This is a genomic window from Saccharopolyspora sp. NPDC003752, from assembly GCF_053605825.1.
The window spans coordinates 406,155-419,343 of sequence record NZ_JBSGJZ010000002.1; the positions used below are offsets into that span (position 1 = coordinate 406,155).

The window sequence follows — 13,189 nt, forward strand, 5'->3', positions numbered from 1 at the left end:
TTCGGCGCACAGTCGGTTCGTAACAACGCAGCAACGCGGGAGAAAGCAGACCGATGCCCCAGTTCCTCACCACCGTCCTGACCGGCGTGGCCATCGCGCTCATCGAGACCCTGTTGATCCACCTGGTGAAGTCGGCCATCCGCACCGCCTGACCTACACCCCGGCCAGCTCGGCGGACTGGGTCTTCGCCGGTGCCGCGCGCTGCGCGACGAAGGCGCCGACGAGGATCAGCGCCCCGCCGACCAGCTGGATCGGGCCCAGCGCCTCGGCCAGCAGCGCCCACGCCAGCACCGTGGCGACCACCGGTTCCAGGAACGCGACCGCCCCGGCCACCTGCGGCGAGAGGCGGCGCACCGCGACGATCCCGGTCAGGTACGCCAGGACCGTGCTCAGCACGACGATCCAGCCGACCGCGAACAGCGCCGGGAACTGGTATCCGGCAAGCTCGACCTGCCCGAGCAGCAGCGCCCAGTCCAGCTCCCACGGCTGCGCGAGCAGCGTGACGACCGCGGCGCCGAGCAGCAGCCCGAAGCCGGCGAGGGCGAACGGGTTGACCTCCGGCCCGCTGTCGGACAGCAGGAAGTAGGTGGCCTGGCAGCCCGCCGCGCCCAGCGCCAGCAGCAGGCCGACCGGGTCGAAGCTCAGCCCGGACCACAGCTCCACCACGCAGGCCAGGCCGACCATCGCGATCGCCACGCCGATGGCCGCCGAGCGGGTCACCGGCTTGCGGCGGACGAACCGGATCCAGCCCAGCACCATCACCGGGCCGAGGAACTCGATCAGCAGCGCCACCCCGACCGGCACCCGGGCGATCGAGGCGAAGTAGAAGACCTGCACCCCGGCGATGGCGAACAACCCGTACCCGGCCAGCAGCTTCGGCGCCCGGCGCACCGCGGGCGCGTAGCGGATCACGAACGGCAGCATCAGCAGCGCGCCGCCGGCCAACCGCAGCCAAGCCACCTGCAGCGGGGTGAACCCCGCGGTGATCAGCGGCTTGGCGAACGGCCCGGAACCGCCGAAGCAGAACGCGGAAACGATCGCGACCGCCACACCGGCGGACTTCGCGTTGTCGGTCAGGTTGCGCATGCGCCAATCGAAGCACGTCCCTCCGACGCCCCCGCAACGGCTTTCGGTACTTCCGTCCCAATCTCTGGGAAGTCCGGAAAAACGGCGGTTTTGCACGCCGTGGTACATGTGATCGAGAGTTTGCCGACCCTTAGTTGAGGGCGAATACAGGACAAGCGTACTGTTAGCAGCGAAGAGAGCGGGTCCCCGCGCATGCTCGCTCGACGTGCGCGAGACTCGCAATCGTTCCCGAACTTGCGCCCGTCGCGAGATGGAGTTGAACGTGACTGCACCTGCGAGCAAGGACAGCTTCGGCGCCCGCGGCACGCTGAACGTCGGTGACGCCTCTTACGAGGTGTTCCGGCTCAGCGCGGTCGACGGCGCGCAGCGGCTGCCCTACAGCCTCAAGATCCTCCTGGAAAACCTGCTGCGCACCGAGGACGGCGCGAACATCACCGCCGACCACGTGCGGGCCCTCGCCAACTGGGACGCCAAGGCCGAGCCGGCCACCGAGATCCAGTTCACGCCGGCCCGCGTGATCATGCAGGACTTCACCGGCGTGCCCTGCGTGGTCGACCTGGCCACCATGCGCGAGGCGGTGGCCGACCTCGGCGGCGACACCGCCAAGGTCAACCCGCTGGCCCCGGCCGAGCTGGTGATCGACCACTCCGTGATCATCGACGTGTTCGGCAAGCCGGACGCCTTCGAGCGCAACGTCGAGTTCGAGTACGGCCGCAACAAGGAGCGCTACCAGTTCCTGCGCTGGGGCCAGGGCGCCTTCGACGAGTTCAAGGTCGTCCCGCCGGGCACCGGCATCGTGCACCAGGTCAACATCGAGCACCTGGCCCGCACCGTGATGTCCCGCAACGGCCAGGCCTACCCGGACAGCTGCGTCGGCACCGACTCGCACACCACCATGGTCAACGGCCTGGGCGTGCTGGGCTGGGGCGTCGGCGGCATCGAGGCCGAGGCCGCGATGCTCGGCCAGCCCGTGTCGATGCTCATCCCGCGCGTGGTCGGCTTCAAGCTCACCGGCGAGATCCCGGCCGGCGCCACCGCCACCGACGTGGTGCTGACGATCACCGAGATGCTGCGCAAGCACGGCGTCGTCGGCAAGTTCGTCGAGTTCTACGGCTCCGGCGTGGCCTCGGTGCCGCTGGCCAACCGCGCCACCATCGGCAACATGAGCCCGGAGTTCGGCTCCACCGCGGCGATCTTCCCGATCGACGAGGAGACCGTCCGCTACCTCAAGCTCACCGGCCGCTCCGCCGAGCAGGTCGCCCTGGTCGAGGCCTACGCCAAGGAGCAGGGCCTCTGGCACGACCCGAGCCACGAGCCGGAGTTCTCCGAGTACCTGGAACTCGACCTGTCCACTGTGGTCCCGTCCATCGCCGGCCCGAAGCGCCCGCAGGACCGGATCGTGGTGTCCGAGGCCAAGCAGTCGTTCCGCACCGCGCTGACCGACTACGTCAAGGTCGAGACCGCCGACGACCGGGCCGTGGACGAGGCCGGCGAGGAGTCCTTCCCCGCCAGCGACGCCCCGGCGGTCACCCACCACGAGTCCGCGCCGGCCGTCGTCTCGGCCGCCAACGGCTCCCACGGCCGGATCTCCAAGCCGGTCACGGTGTCCTCCGACGAGCTCGGCGAGTTCGAGCTGGACCACGGCGCCGTGGTGATCGCCTCGATCACCTCCTGCACCAACACCTCCAACCCGTCGGTGATGCTGGGCGCGGCGCTGCTGGCCCGCAACGCCGTGGACAAGGGCCTGACCCGCAAGCCGTGGGTGAAGACCTCGATGGCCCCGGGTTCGCAGGTCGTCACCGACTACTACGAGAAGGCCGGGCTCTGGCCGTACCTGGAGAAGCTCGGCTTCCACCTGGTCGGCTACGGCTGCACCACCTGCATCGGCAACTCCGGCCCGCTGCCGGAGGAGATCTCCGCCGCCGTGCAGGACAACGACCTGTCGGTCGTCTCGGTCCTGTCGGGCAACCGGAACTTCGAGGGCCGGATCAACCCCGACGTCAAGATGAACTACCTGGCCTCGCCGCCGCTGGTCATCGCCTACGCGCTCGCGGGCTCGATGGACTTCGACTTCGAGAACGACCCGCTGGGCACCGACACCGAGGGCAAGCCGGTCTTCCTGCGCGACATCTGGCCGTCGCCGCAGGAAGTCCAGGACACCATCGACTCGGCGATCACCAACGAGATGTTCACCAAGTCCTACGAGGACGTCTTCAAGGGCGACGAGCGGTGGCGGTCGCTGCCCACCCCGGAGGGTCAGACCTTCGAGTGGGCCGCGGACTCCACCTACGTGCGCAAGCCCCCGTACTTCGAGGGCATGGCGATGGAGCCGGCGCCGGTCACCGACATCTCCGGTGCCCGCGTGCTCGCGCTGCTCGGCGACTCGGTCACCACCGACCACATCTCGCCGGCCGGTGCGATCAAGCCGGACTCGCCCGCGGGCAAGTACCTCACCGACCACGGCATCGACCGCAAGGACTTCAACTCCTACGGTTCCCGCCGCGGCAACCACGAGGTGATGATCCGGGGCACCTTCGCCAACATCCGGCTGCGCAACCTGCTGTTGGACGACGTGCAGGGCGGCTACACCCGGGACTTCACCCAGGACGGTGCCCCGCAGGCGTTCATCTACGACGCCGCGCAGAACTACGCCGCCCAGGACATCCCGCTGGTGGTGCTCGGCGGCAAGGAGTACGGCTCCGGTTCGTCGCGCGACTGGGCGGCCAAGGGCACCCGGCTGCTGGGCGTCCGCGCCGTCATCGCCGAGTCCTTCGAGCGCATCCACCGCTCGAACCTGATCGGCATGGGCGTCATCCCGCTGCAGTTCCCGGAGGGCCAGTCGGCCAAGTCGCTGGGCCTGGACGGCACGGAGACCTTCGACTTCGCGGGCATCACCAAGCTCAACGAGGGCGAGACGCCGCAGACGGTGAAGGTGACCGCGACCAAGACGGATGGCTCCACTGTGGAGTTCGACGCCAAGGTCCGCATCGACACCCCCGGTGAGGCGGACTACTACCGCAACGGCGGCATCCTGCAGTACGTGCTGCGCAAGATGATCCGCTCCTGATCCCCTGCCGATCCGGCGGGCACTACCGAACGGGCCCGGTGCGCCACAAGCGCACCGGGCCCGTTCCCGTTGGGGCGCCCCGGGCAGCGATGAGTCCCGTCGCGGACGTGGCCCGTGAGTGTTTTGGGGCGCCATAGCACCCCAAAACACTCACGGACCCAAGCACTTTCGGCACCGCAGCGTCGGCCCGTGCCACCCCTGCCTGCGAAGCACCGTCACGACCTCGCGCGCAACCGAACACGGGCTGCGGTCGACGTCTTGCCAGCCGTACACCAGCCGAGCCGTTCCGCTGAGCTCGGCGGCGTTGTCGCGCCTGCGGTCCCGGAAGGCCGTCTCGGCATCGCTGTGGTAAGCACGGCCGTCCAACCGGATGATCAGTGAAATCCCGAGGTCCTCGTAGCCGCAGTCCTCCAAGAGCTTCCGGCCGAACACCGATGCGGGAACCTGCCGTCGCGCCCTGGGAATCCCGTGCGCCCGCTCGACGTCGAGGAAGTACCGGGCTTCCAGCATCGAGGTGAGCCCCTCGTCGAGCAATCGCACAGCCCGGTCGAGAGCGGCCCCGTAGCGGTAGGCCGACCTTGCGGCCAGCCTCGCCCGGATCTCGCCGGCCGGAACACGGTTCGCCGCGGCCACCGTCAACAAGGTCCGCTCTGCAGCCGCCTCGTTCAGTTCGGCGGCGGCCAAGTCGACAACGGTGTCCGCACGCGACGTCCGGGGTGGCTCGTGGGCTACGACGATGTGCCGGAATGCTCGGCTGCGGTGGACCAGCACGCCTTCCTGCGGCATGGCCGAAGTCCCGTAGGGAACCGTGACGTGGATCGGGCCGTCGTCTTTCGGCAGCCAACCCCATTCCTGCGCAGCGGTCTGATGGCTGAGCACCGCCGGAAGACCGGCGTACAGCAGTGCGGCACTGATCCTGGCGCGTCGCGGAAGCGGGCCGCTGAACAGCGCGATGACGCCGCGATGACGCCGCGATGAACGCGTTGCCAGCGGTTCGCCCTGATGTTGGCCCGCACCGTGTCGTGGCTGATCCCGAAGCTTCTCAGCTGCTTGCGGGTGAAGACGGCGTGCTGGCCGCGGTTCAGCAGCTCCCACTCGGCCAGGTCTGGTTCTCGGATGTGAAGAGGCACATGGATGTAGAGGCGGCAACCTGCCGTGCAGATACAGCTGGACGCCTGCTGGAGATCGATAGCACCCCAAAGTGCGTGGCCCGTGAGTGTTTTGGGGCGCCATAGCACCCCAAAACACTCACGGACCGCGCTCAAAGTTGGCGGGGGCGGCGGCAGACGTAGATGCGGGCCGGCGGGACGTTGCGCCACACCGTGCGCGAGGTCAGCACCTCGTCGAAGCTCAGGTCCAGGCGGCGGCGGAACTGCTGCGCACCGGCCATGCCCAGGGCGTGCACGTAGGCGAAAGTCGTGAAGGCGCCGCCGGGCGCGAGGACCGCGCCGACCTGGCCCAGGATGTCGTGCTGCAGCTTCGCCGGGAAGATCGACCACGGCAGGCCGCTGACCACCGCGTCCACCTTGTCGATGCCCGCGTCGGCGAGCAGCTCGCCCAGCCGCGCCGCGTCGCCCTGGATGACCTCCAGCCACGGCAGTTCGGCGCCCAGGTACTCGACCATCCCGGCGTCCAGCTCGATCGCCACCTGCCGGCCGCCCGCGGGCAACCGCTCGGCGATCGCGCCGCTGAGCGCCCCGGTGCCGGGCCCGAGCTCCACGACCACCGGGTTGCCAGAAGTCGGCACCACGGCCGCCATCTCGCGGGCCAGGTTCGGTGAGCTGGGCGCGACCGCGCCGACCAGGTTCGGCTTGCGGACCGCGCGTTCGATGAACGTCCGGTAGTTGGCCAGCACCGATCCGGAGCCCGAACGGGGCAGCACCGGACCACCCGGCTGTGGACCGCTGGACTGTTCGACTGGACTCACGGATGCCCTTCCCGATCGGCGTGCTGACCTCGTTCGGCTCACCCTATCGGTCGCCGCACCCGCCGCGCCCCGCATGTGCGGCATCACATGTCGATCATCGCGCGCCGATGCACCCGCGACGCTAGTTACCTTTGCAAACAACCGGTGCCGATTAAACGCGGAATGAACGTGATGCAGTCAATCCGAAAATGCACCCGGAATTGGGTAACGAAAACCGGCCGGGCGACGATTGGATTCGCCGCCGTGGCCGGTCCGAGGTATGCGGGCTCGTTCCCACCGAGGGGAGCGAACCCGCTGCGCGCTTGCTCAGGCGATGCGCTCGGCCACGGGGCCGACGGGCTCGATCGCCTGGTCCGGGGTGCCCGGCCGAGGCCGCCACGCCCACTTGGTCATCGCTCCCGCCACCGCCAGCAGCACAACCGACTCGGCCGCCAGGGCCACCCACACCGTTGTCACTTCTTGCCTCCCTTCTGCAAACCTCCCCGTCTTCCGCACGCGCGCGCGAGGCACCGCCCGGCAAAGGGCAGGACGAACGGAAGAAGGTTTGGGGAACCACCGCTTTCGGAATCAATCGTAGGGCGTTGTTTCGGTGGAATTAAAGCCACCCCACGGGTGTCTTGCGTCGCACTCTCTTGGCCTATCGGAACAACTCCGCAGGCAGTGGCACAGACCACCTCGCGCGCGGGAAGATTCCGCCGCGGCGGCTGTTCTGGTGGGTGTGGAGGACATCGACGTCGTGGTGATCGGGGCCGGCCAGGCGGGCCTGACCGGCTCGTACCACCTGCAGCGAGCCGGCATCGACCACGTGGTGCTCGACCACGGCGACGGACCCGGCGGCGCGTGGCGGCACCGCTGGCCGTCGCTGCGCCTAGGCGGCGTGCACGGCATCCACGACCTGCCGGGCAGCCCGCTGCGCGAAACCGACGGTGCCCGCCCCGCCGCCGAAGTCGTCCCGGAGTACTTCGGGACGTACGAGTACGAGCAGGAACTCCCGGTGCTGCGGCCGGTGAAGGTCGACGCGGTGCGCGACGGCGGCGAGCGGCTGCTGGTGGACAGCTCGGCGGGGACCTGGGCCGCCCGAGCGGTCCTCAACGCCACCGGAACCTGGGAGAACCCGTTCTGGCCGCACTACCCCGGGCAGAGCTCGTTCGCCGGCCGCCAGCTGCACACCGCCGACTACCGCGGACCCGAGGAGTTCCGCGGCCGGCGCGTGATCGTGGTCGGCGGCGGGATCTCCGCGGTGGAACACCTGCTGGAGATCGCCGACGTCGCCGAGACGACCTGGGTGACCCGGCGGCCGCCGGAGTTCACCGACGCCGAGTTCACGCCGGTCGACGGGCGGGCCGCGGTCGCCGAGGTCGAGCGCCGCGTCCGGCTCGGCCTGCCGCCGGGCAGCGTCGTCAGCGCGACCGGGCTCCCGAACACCCCGGCCGTGCAGGCCGCGCGCGAGCGGGGCGTGCTGAACCCGCTGCCGATGTTCGAGCGGATCACCGCCGACGGTGTCGAATGGGCCGACGGGCGCTCGCGGCGCGCGGACGTGATCCTCTGGGCCACCGGCTTCCGGCCGGTCATCGCCCACCTCGCGCCGCTGCACCTGCGCGAACCGGGCGGCGGCATCCGGATCGCCGGGACCCGCGCGGTCGCCGAGCCCCGGCTGCACCTCGTCGGCTACGGGCCGTCGGCCAGCACCATCGGGGCCAACCGCGCCGGCCGCGCGGCCGCCCGGGAAATCACCGAGTTCGTGCGGGAAAGATCAAGAAAACCTTAATCGGTCCTGTCCAGGGACCTAATGCCCTGTAACCGGAGCGCCACAGCCAGCAAGCTGCGCTGTGGCGGCTCAACCACGCCGGCGGCGCCATCTCCAGGAGAGGGGGAGGTGGCGCCGCTTCACGTCGCGACTACCGGTCGCCGGTCAGCGACAGCGCGCCCGACGGGCAGACGTGCACCGCCTCCCGGGCCGCCGCGACCAGGCCTGCGTCGCCGTCGTCCACCTCGGCCGCCAGCAGCACCACCCGGCCGTCCTCGTCGTTCTGGTCGAACAGCGCCGGTTCGGTCAGCACGCACTGGCCCGCCCCGACGCAGCGGTCCAGGTCCGCCTCGATCCGCATGATCACTCCTCTCACCAGGTCACGGGCATCTCGTAGATCCCGTAGATGTTCGCGTCCGACTTGAACGGGAGGTCGTCCACGGCGACGGCCAGCCGCAGCCCGGGAAGCCGCCGGAACAGCGTGTCGAAGACGATCTGCAGCTCCAGCCGCGCCAGATTCTGCCCCAGACACTGGTGCGGGCCGAAGCCGAACGCGACGTGCCCGCGGGCGTTGCGGGCGAGGTCCAGCTCGTCGGGCCGGTCGAAGGCCTCGGGGTCGCGGTTGGCCGAGCTGCCCAGCGCGACGACGCCCTCCCCCTCCGGGATCAGCACGCCGCCGATCTCGACGTCCTCCGTCACGGTGCGCGAGGTCGCCGCCTCGACGATGGTGAAGTAGCGCAGCAGCTCCTCGACGGCGGCCGGGGTCTTGGCCGGGTCGGCGACGATCTCCGCCAGCTGGTCGGGGTTCTCCAGCAGCGCCAGGGTGCCCAGCGAGATCATGTTCGCGGTCGTCTCGTGCCCGGCGATCAGCAGCAGTAGCGCCATCCGCACGAGCGCCTCGTGGTCGGCCTCGCCGGCTTCGCGCTGCTTGCGGATCTGCCTGCCGAGCAGGTCGTCGGTGACCTCCTGCTCCTTGGCCGTCACCAGCTCGTCCAGGTACGCCTGGATCTCCTCGACCGCGGCGATGCGCTGCTCGACGGGGGTGGTCTTGCGCAGGATCTTGCTGGTGCGCTCCTGGAAGAAGTCGTGGTCGGCGTAGGGCACGCCCAGCAACTCGCAGATGACCAGCGACGGCACCGGCAGCGACAGCGCCCGCACCAGGTCGACCGGGCGGGGCGCGGCGAGCATCTCGTCGATGCAGTCGTCGACGATCTGCTGGATGCGCGGTCGCAGCGCCTCGATCCGCCGCACGGTGAACTCGCCTAGCACCGAGCGGCGGGCGGCGGCGTGCTCTTCCCCGTCCATCCCGATCATCGACGGAGCCACGGTGCCGACGGTGGCCCGCTGGCCGACCGAGAGCTGCGGGAATCCGGGGCGGCGCCGGTCGGAGCTCATCCGCGGATCGCCGAGCACCTGGCGGACGTGTTCGTGCCGGGTCACCAGCCAGGCGGTGCCGCCGCCCGCCATCGGGACCTTGGCGATCGGTGCTTCGGCGCGCAGTTCGGCGTACTCGGGTGCGGACGCGAACGGGCAGGTGCGGACTTTCGGGTAGGCCGCCGGGTCAACGGCATGTTCGGACATCGTGACTCCCTGATCACCGAGCGAACAAATGGATGACGCTCTTCCGGTTATAGCGAAGCGGAAGAATTTCGTCCACCTACTTTCGGCCCGGAACATGCGACAATCCGCCCACCCGACGCACAGCACGTGAGTGAGGACCATGACGACCGACGCCACGCCACGGCTGCGGGCCGACGCCCGCCGCAACCGGGACCGGATCATCGCTGCGGCGCGGGCCGTCTTCACCGAGCAGGGCACCGAGGTCCCGATGGAGGAGATCGCCCGCGCCGCCGGTGTCGGGATCGGCACCCTGTACCGCCGCTTCCCGGACCGCGAATCGCTGCTCGGCGCCATCGGCCGGGACGCGTTCCAGCAGGTCCTGGACGAGGCCCGGGCGATCGGCGACCACGAATCCGACCCGTGGCGCGCGCTCTGCGACTTCCTGCTGCGCGCGGCCAACCTGCGCACGGTCGTCCGGTTCTCGATGCTGTCCCAGCGGGCCAGGGCGATCCTGGCCGCCGATCCGGAGGTCGAGCAGGCGCGCGAAGAACTGCTGGAGATCCTCGACGGGATGGTGCGCGCCGCGCAGGCGAACGGTTCGATGCGGCGGGACGTCAGCGGCGGCGACCTCGGCATAATCCTTTCGATCGTGCTCCAGGGCGTGCACATCGCCCCGGACGACATCCGCCAGGACGCATCGGCCCGCTACCTGACGCTGATGCTCGACGGCTTGCAGGCCCGCCCCGGCACGCCGCTGCCCGGCAGGCCGGTGACCATCGCCGACATCGCCCTGGTTCGGCACAACGCGGCAGCAGCGGCCGACGAGCAGACCGTCTGACCGGCACGGCTCGCCGCCCCGGTCAGCTCGCCAGGTCGTCGGCCTGGAACATGCCGAAGATGTTGCCCTCGGTGTCCCGGCAGTACGCCACCCAGCCCATGCCGGTCAGCGCGGTCCGCGGCATCGCCACCCGGCCGCCCGCGGACTCCACGATCGACAGCATGGCGTCGACGTCCGCCACCTCCATGGTCGTCGCGAACGCCGCGATCGGCGTCTCGTCGGAGGGCTCGGAGCCCTTGCGGGGCAGCAGGCCGCCGTCGATGCCCGGACCCTCGCCCGTGAAGATCAGCCAGTACTGCTCGTCGCCCCACTGCTGGAACCGCCAGCCGAACACGGTCGAGTAGAACTCGCGGGCGCGATCCACGTCTCCCACGTGGATCTCGAAGTGCACGGGACGCAGCATGGCGGCCTCCTCGACGCCGGTCGTCGTCTGCGAACCTACGACCTGCCGGCCGCGGGCGCACTGACGATCAGCGGCGAGGAGCCGGTCACCCCCGGGCGGGCACCAGCCAGCGCAGCACGTGGTAGCCCAGCAGGGTCACGATGGTGCCCAGCGCGATGCCGCTGAGGCTGAACTGCGGCGTGATCTGCAGCGACACGCCGCCGATGCCGGCCACCAGCCCGGCGGCCAGCGGCATCAGGTTGACCGGGTCGCCGAAGTCGACGCGGTTCTCCGTCCAGATCTTCGCGCCCAGCAGGCCGATCATGCCGTAGAGCACGACGGTGATGCCGCCGAGCACGCCGCCGGGAGTCGCGGCGATCACCTCGCCGAACTTGGGGCACAACCCGAACAGGATCGCCACGAACGCGGCCACCCAGTACGCCGCCGTGGAGTACACCCGGGTGGCGGCCATGACGCCGATGTTCTCGGCGTAGGTGGTCGTGGGCGGGCCGCCGACCGCGCTGGAGAGGGTGCTGGCGAAGCCGTCGGCGAAGATCGCCCGCCCGAGGCTGCCGTCCAGCTTGGTGCCGGTCATCTCCTCGACGGCCTTGACGTGGCCGGTGTTCTCCGCGATCAGCGCGATCACCACGGGCAGCACCACGAGGATCGCCGCCGCGTCGAACGACGGCGCGTGCAGCGTCGGCAGGCCGAACCAGCTGGCGTCGGCGACGCCGCTGAGGTCGAGCCGGAGGTGCGCGCTGACCTCGCCGCTGGCGTTGGGCGCGGTGATCGGGCCGAAGCCGAGGTCGAACAGCCACGACAGGACGTAGCCGGCGACCAGCCCGATCAGCACCGCGATGCGGGACCAGAATCCGCGCAGCAGCACGCTGCAGCCGAGCACCACCATCATGGTGATCAGCGCGATCCACTGGTCCTGCGGCCAGTACGACTCGGCGACCACCGGGGCGAGGTTGAAGCCGATCAGCATCACCACCGCGCCGGAGACCGCGGGCGGCAGCACCTTGTGCACCACCTGCGGGCCGACGAAGTGGATGACCACGCCGACCGCGGACAGCACCAGGCCGAGCACCAGGATCGCGCCGGTGACCGTCGAGCTGTCCCCGCCGCCGGCCCGGATCACCGTCACGACGCCCACGAAGGACGCGCTGCTGCCCAGGTAGCTGGGGATCTTGCCCTGCACGATGAGCAGGAACAGGATGGTCGCCACGCCCGAGACCATGATCGCCAGGTTCGGGTCCAGGCCCATCAGCACCGGGAAGACGAAGGTGGCGCCGAACATGGCCACCACGTGCTGGGCGCCGAGCCCGATGGTTCGTCCCCAGGAAAGCCGCTCGTCCGGGGCCACCGCCTCGCCGGGGCGCGGCGTGCTGCCGTCCCCGTGCAGCTTCCAGCCGACGCCCAGCTTCGCGCCGAGTCCCTGCCGCATGGCGCCTCCTCGTTCCACCCCGCCGATCGGGGCTGCCACTTTCCGGCGGAACTCTACAAACCCGCGGCCGTGTGATCACCGCCGCAGGCCCGCAAGGCGTCAGGACATGGCCGGGATGACGGCATCACCATAGGCGTCCACAGTGGAGTCGAGCGCGTCGTGCATGGCGTAGATCGCGAACTGGTCGACCCCGGCATCGCGCAGTTCCCGCAGCTTGGCCAGGTGCGCCTCGACGGGCCCGAGCAGGCAGAACCGGTCCACGATCTCGTCCGGCACGAATTCGGTGCTCGGGTTGTCGGCGCGGCCGTGGTGCGAGTAGTCGTACCCCTTCCTGCCCCTGATGTAGTCGGTGAGCGCGGTGGGCACCCCCTCCGCGGCGTCGCCGTAGCGGGCGACGAGGTCGGCGACGTGGTTGCCGACCATGCCGCCGAACCAGCGGCACTGCTCGCGGGCGTGGTCGAGGTCGTCGCCGACGTAGGCCGGAGCGGCCACGCACACGGTGATCGACGCCGGGTCGCGGCCGGCATCGCGGGCGGCCTCCCGGACGTGGTCGACCATCCACCGCGTCAGGTACGGGTCGGCGAGCTGCAGGATGAAGCCGTCCGCCTGCCGGCCGGCGAGCTCCAGGGCCTTCGGCCCGTAGGCGCCCATCCAGATCGGCAGCCGGCCGTCGCGCACCCACGGCAGCCGAACCGGGGTTCCGTGCAGCTGCACCTCGCGGCCCTCGGCCAGCTCCTTGATCACGCGCATGGCCTGTTCGAGCGTCGCCAGCGTGGTCGGCCGCCCACCGGTGACCCGCACCGCCGAGTCGCCGCGGCCGATGCCGCACACCGTCCGCGGCCCGAACATGTCGTTGAGCGTGGCGAAGGTCGATGCGGTGACCGTCCAGTCGCGGGTGGCCGGGTTGGTCACCATCGGGCCGACCACGAGCCGTTCGGTGGCGGCCAGGATCTGGCTGTGGATGACGAACGGCTCCTGCCACAGAACGCACGAGTCGAAGGTCCAGCCGTGGCTGAAGCCGAGCCGCTCGGCCCGGCGCATCCGGTCCACCACGGACCACGCGGGCGGGTCGGTCTGCAGAACCAGTCCGAATTCCATCTCTCCCCCAAAACCTGTTCTTGAATCTGATTTGCTT

The 13,189-nt window shown here is 70.1% G+C and carries 12 protein-coding genes; 3 read left to right on the plus strand and 9 right to left on the minus strand.

The features are described 5' to 3' along the window. Nucleotides 1–153 precede the first annotated feature (153 nt). Complete coding sequence (locus ACWEV3_RS04825) at nt 154–1,086, minus strand: EamA family transporter (protein ID WP_452612593.1); 933 nt, start codon at nt 1,084–1,086, stop codon at nt 154–156. Nucleotides 1,087–1,336: 250 nt separating this feature from the next. Here ACWEV3_RS04825 and acnA point away from each other — a divergent pair, with 250 nt between their 5' ends. Next, on the plus strand, nt 1,337–4,153 hold the full coding sequence (gene acnA / locus ACWEV3_RS04830) for an aconitate hydratase AcnA (RefSeq protein WP_452612594.1): 2,817 nt from the start codon (nt 1,337–1,339) through the stop codon (nt 4,151–4,153). Between the two features lie 150 nt (nt 4,154–4,303). Here acnA and ACWEV3_RS04835 read toward each other — a convergent pair whose 3' ends face one another. The 3 genes from ACWEV3_RS04835 to ACWEV3_RS04845 all read right to left on the minus strand — a co-directional run bounded on the left by ACWEV3_RS04835 (nt 4,304) and on the right by ACWEV3_RS04845 (nt 6,536). After that, nucleotides 4,304–5,032 carry a hypothetical protein gene (locus ACWEV3_RS04835; protein WP_452612595.1) on the minus strand — a complete coding sequence of 243 codons (729 nt, stop codon included), beginning with the start codon at nt 5,030–5,032 and terminating at the stop codon, nt 4,304–4,306. Between the two features lie 382 nt (nt 5,033–5,414). Further along, entirely contained in the window at nt 5,415–6,008 is a 594-nt protein-coding gene (locus tag ACWEV3_RS04840; RefSeq protein WP_452612661.1) for a class I SAM-dependent methyltransferase, read from the minus strand. A gap of 378 nt (nt 6,009–6,386) precedes the next feature. Further along, the gene (locus tag ACWEV3_RS04845) at nt 6,387–6,536 is read right to left on the minus strand and encodes a hypothetical protein (protein ID WP_452612596.1); all 150 of its coding nucleotides are present in this window, start codon (nt 6,534–6,536) and stop codon (nt 6,387–6,389) included. 262 nt (nt 6,537–6,798) lie between these two features. Here ACWEV3_RS04845 and ACWEV3_RS04850 point away from each other — a divergent pair, with 262 nt between their 5' ends. Next, nucleotides 6,799–7,848, plus strand: a complete 1,050-nt coding sequence (locus tag ACWEV3_RS04850) for an NAD(P)-binding domain-containing protein (protein ID WP_452612597.1) — start codon at nt 6,799–6,801, stop codon at nt 7,846–7,848. A gap of 130 nt (nt 7,849–7,978) precedes the next feature. Here ACWEV3_RS04850 and ACWEV3_RS04855 read toward each other — a convergent pair whose 3' ends face one another. Further along, the gene (locus ACWEV3_RS04855) at nt 7,979–8,188 is read right to left on the minus strand and encodes a ferredoxin (protein WP_358379066.1); all 210 of its coding nucleotides are present in this window, start codon (nt 8,186–8,188) and stop codon (nt 7,979–7,981) included. Nucleotides 8,189–8,199: 11 nt separating this feature from the next. After that, entirely contained in the window at nt 8,200–9,408 is a 1,209-nt protein-coding gene (locus tag ACWEV3_RS04860; RefSeq protein ID WP_452612598.1) for a cytochrome P450, read from the minus strand. Between the two features lie 139 nt (nt 9,409–9,547). On the opposite strand from ACWEV3_RS04860, the gene ACWEV3_RS04865 reads away from it, so the two are divergent. Beyond that, nucleotides 9,548–10,225 carry a TetR/AcrR family transcriptional regulator gene (locus ACWEV3_RS04865; RefSeq protein ID WP_452612599.1) on the plus strand — a complete coding sequence of 226 codons (678 nt, stop codon included), beginning with the start codon at nt 9,548–9,550 and terminating at the stop codon, nt 10,223–10,225. A gap of 22 nt (nt 10,226–10,247) precedes the next feature. Here the strand turns inward: ACWEV3_RS04865 and ACWEV3_RS04870 are convergent, their stop codons facing one another. The 3 genes from ACWEV3_RS04870 to ACWEV3_RS04880 form a co-directional block, all read right to left on the minus strand. Next, on the minus strand, nt 10,248–10,628 hold the full coding sequence (locus tag ACWEV3_RS04870; RefSeq protein WP_358575898.1) for a VOC family protein: 381 nt from the start codon (nt 10,626–10,628) through the stop codon (nt 10,248–10,250). 85 nt (nt 10,629–10,713) lie between these two features. Continuing rightward, entirely contained in the window at nt 10,714–12,054 is a 1,341-nt protein-coding gene (locus ACWEV3_RS04875) for a uracil-xanthine permease family protein (protein ID WP_452612600.1), read from the minus strand. A gap of 99 nt (nt 12,055–12,153) precedes the next feature. Next, nucleotides 12,154–13,152 carry a TIGR03842 family LLM class F420-dependent oxidoreductase gene (locus ACWEV3_RS04880; protein WP_452612601.1) on the minus strand — a complete coding sequence of 333 codons (999 nt, stop codon included), beginning with the start codon at nt 13,150–13,152 and terminating at the stop codon, nt 12,154–12,156. Nucleotides 13,153–13,189 lie beyond the last annotated feature (37 nt).

Excerpts from the sequence above, each read along its gene's own strand:
- acnA (WP_452612594.1), top strand. The coding sequence starts at position 1,337 with ATGGAGTTGAACGTGACTGCACCTGCGAGCAAGGACAGCTTCGGCGCC.
- ACWEV3_RS04865 (WP_452612599.1), top strand. The coding sequence starts at position 9,548 with ATGACGACCGACGCCACGCCACGGCTGCGGGCCGACGCCCGCCGCAAC.
- ACWEV3_RS04860 (WP_452612598.1), bottom strand. The coding sequence starts at position 9,408 with ATGTCCGAACATGCCGTTGACCCGGCGGCCTACCCGAAAGTCCGCACC.
- ACWEV3_RS04855 (WP_358379066.1), bottom strand. The coding sequence starts at position 8,188 with ATGCGGATCGAGGCGGACCTGGACCGCTGCGTCGGGGCGGGCCAGTGC.
- ACWEV3_RS04825 (WP_452612593.1), bottom strand. The coding sequence starts at position 1,086 with ATGCGCAACCTGACCGACAACGCGAAGTCCGCCGGTGTGGCGGTCGCG.
- ACWEV3_RS04870 (WP_358575898.1), bottom strand. The coding sequence starts at position 10,628 with ATGCTGCGTCCCGTGCACTTCGAGATCCACGTGGGAGACGTGGATCGC.
- ACWEV3_RS04875 (WP_452612600.1), bottom strand. The coding sequence starts at position 12,054 with ATGCGGCAGGGACTCGGCGCGAAGCTGGGCGTCGGCTGGAAGCTGCAC.
- ACWEV3_RS04880 (WP_452612601.1), bottom strand. The coding sequence starts at position 13,152 with ATGGAATTCGGACTGGTTCTGCAGACCGACCCGCCCGCGTGGTCCGTG.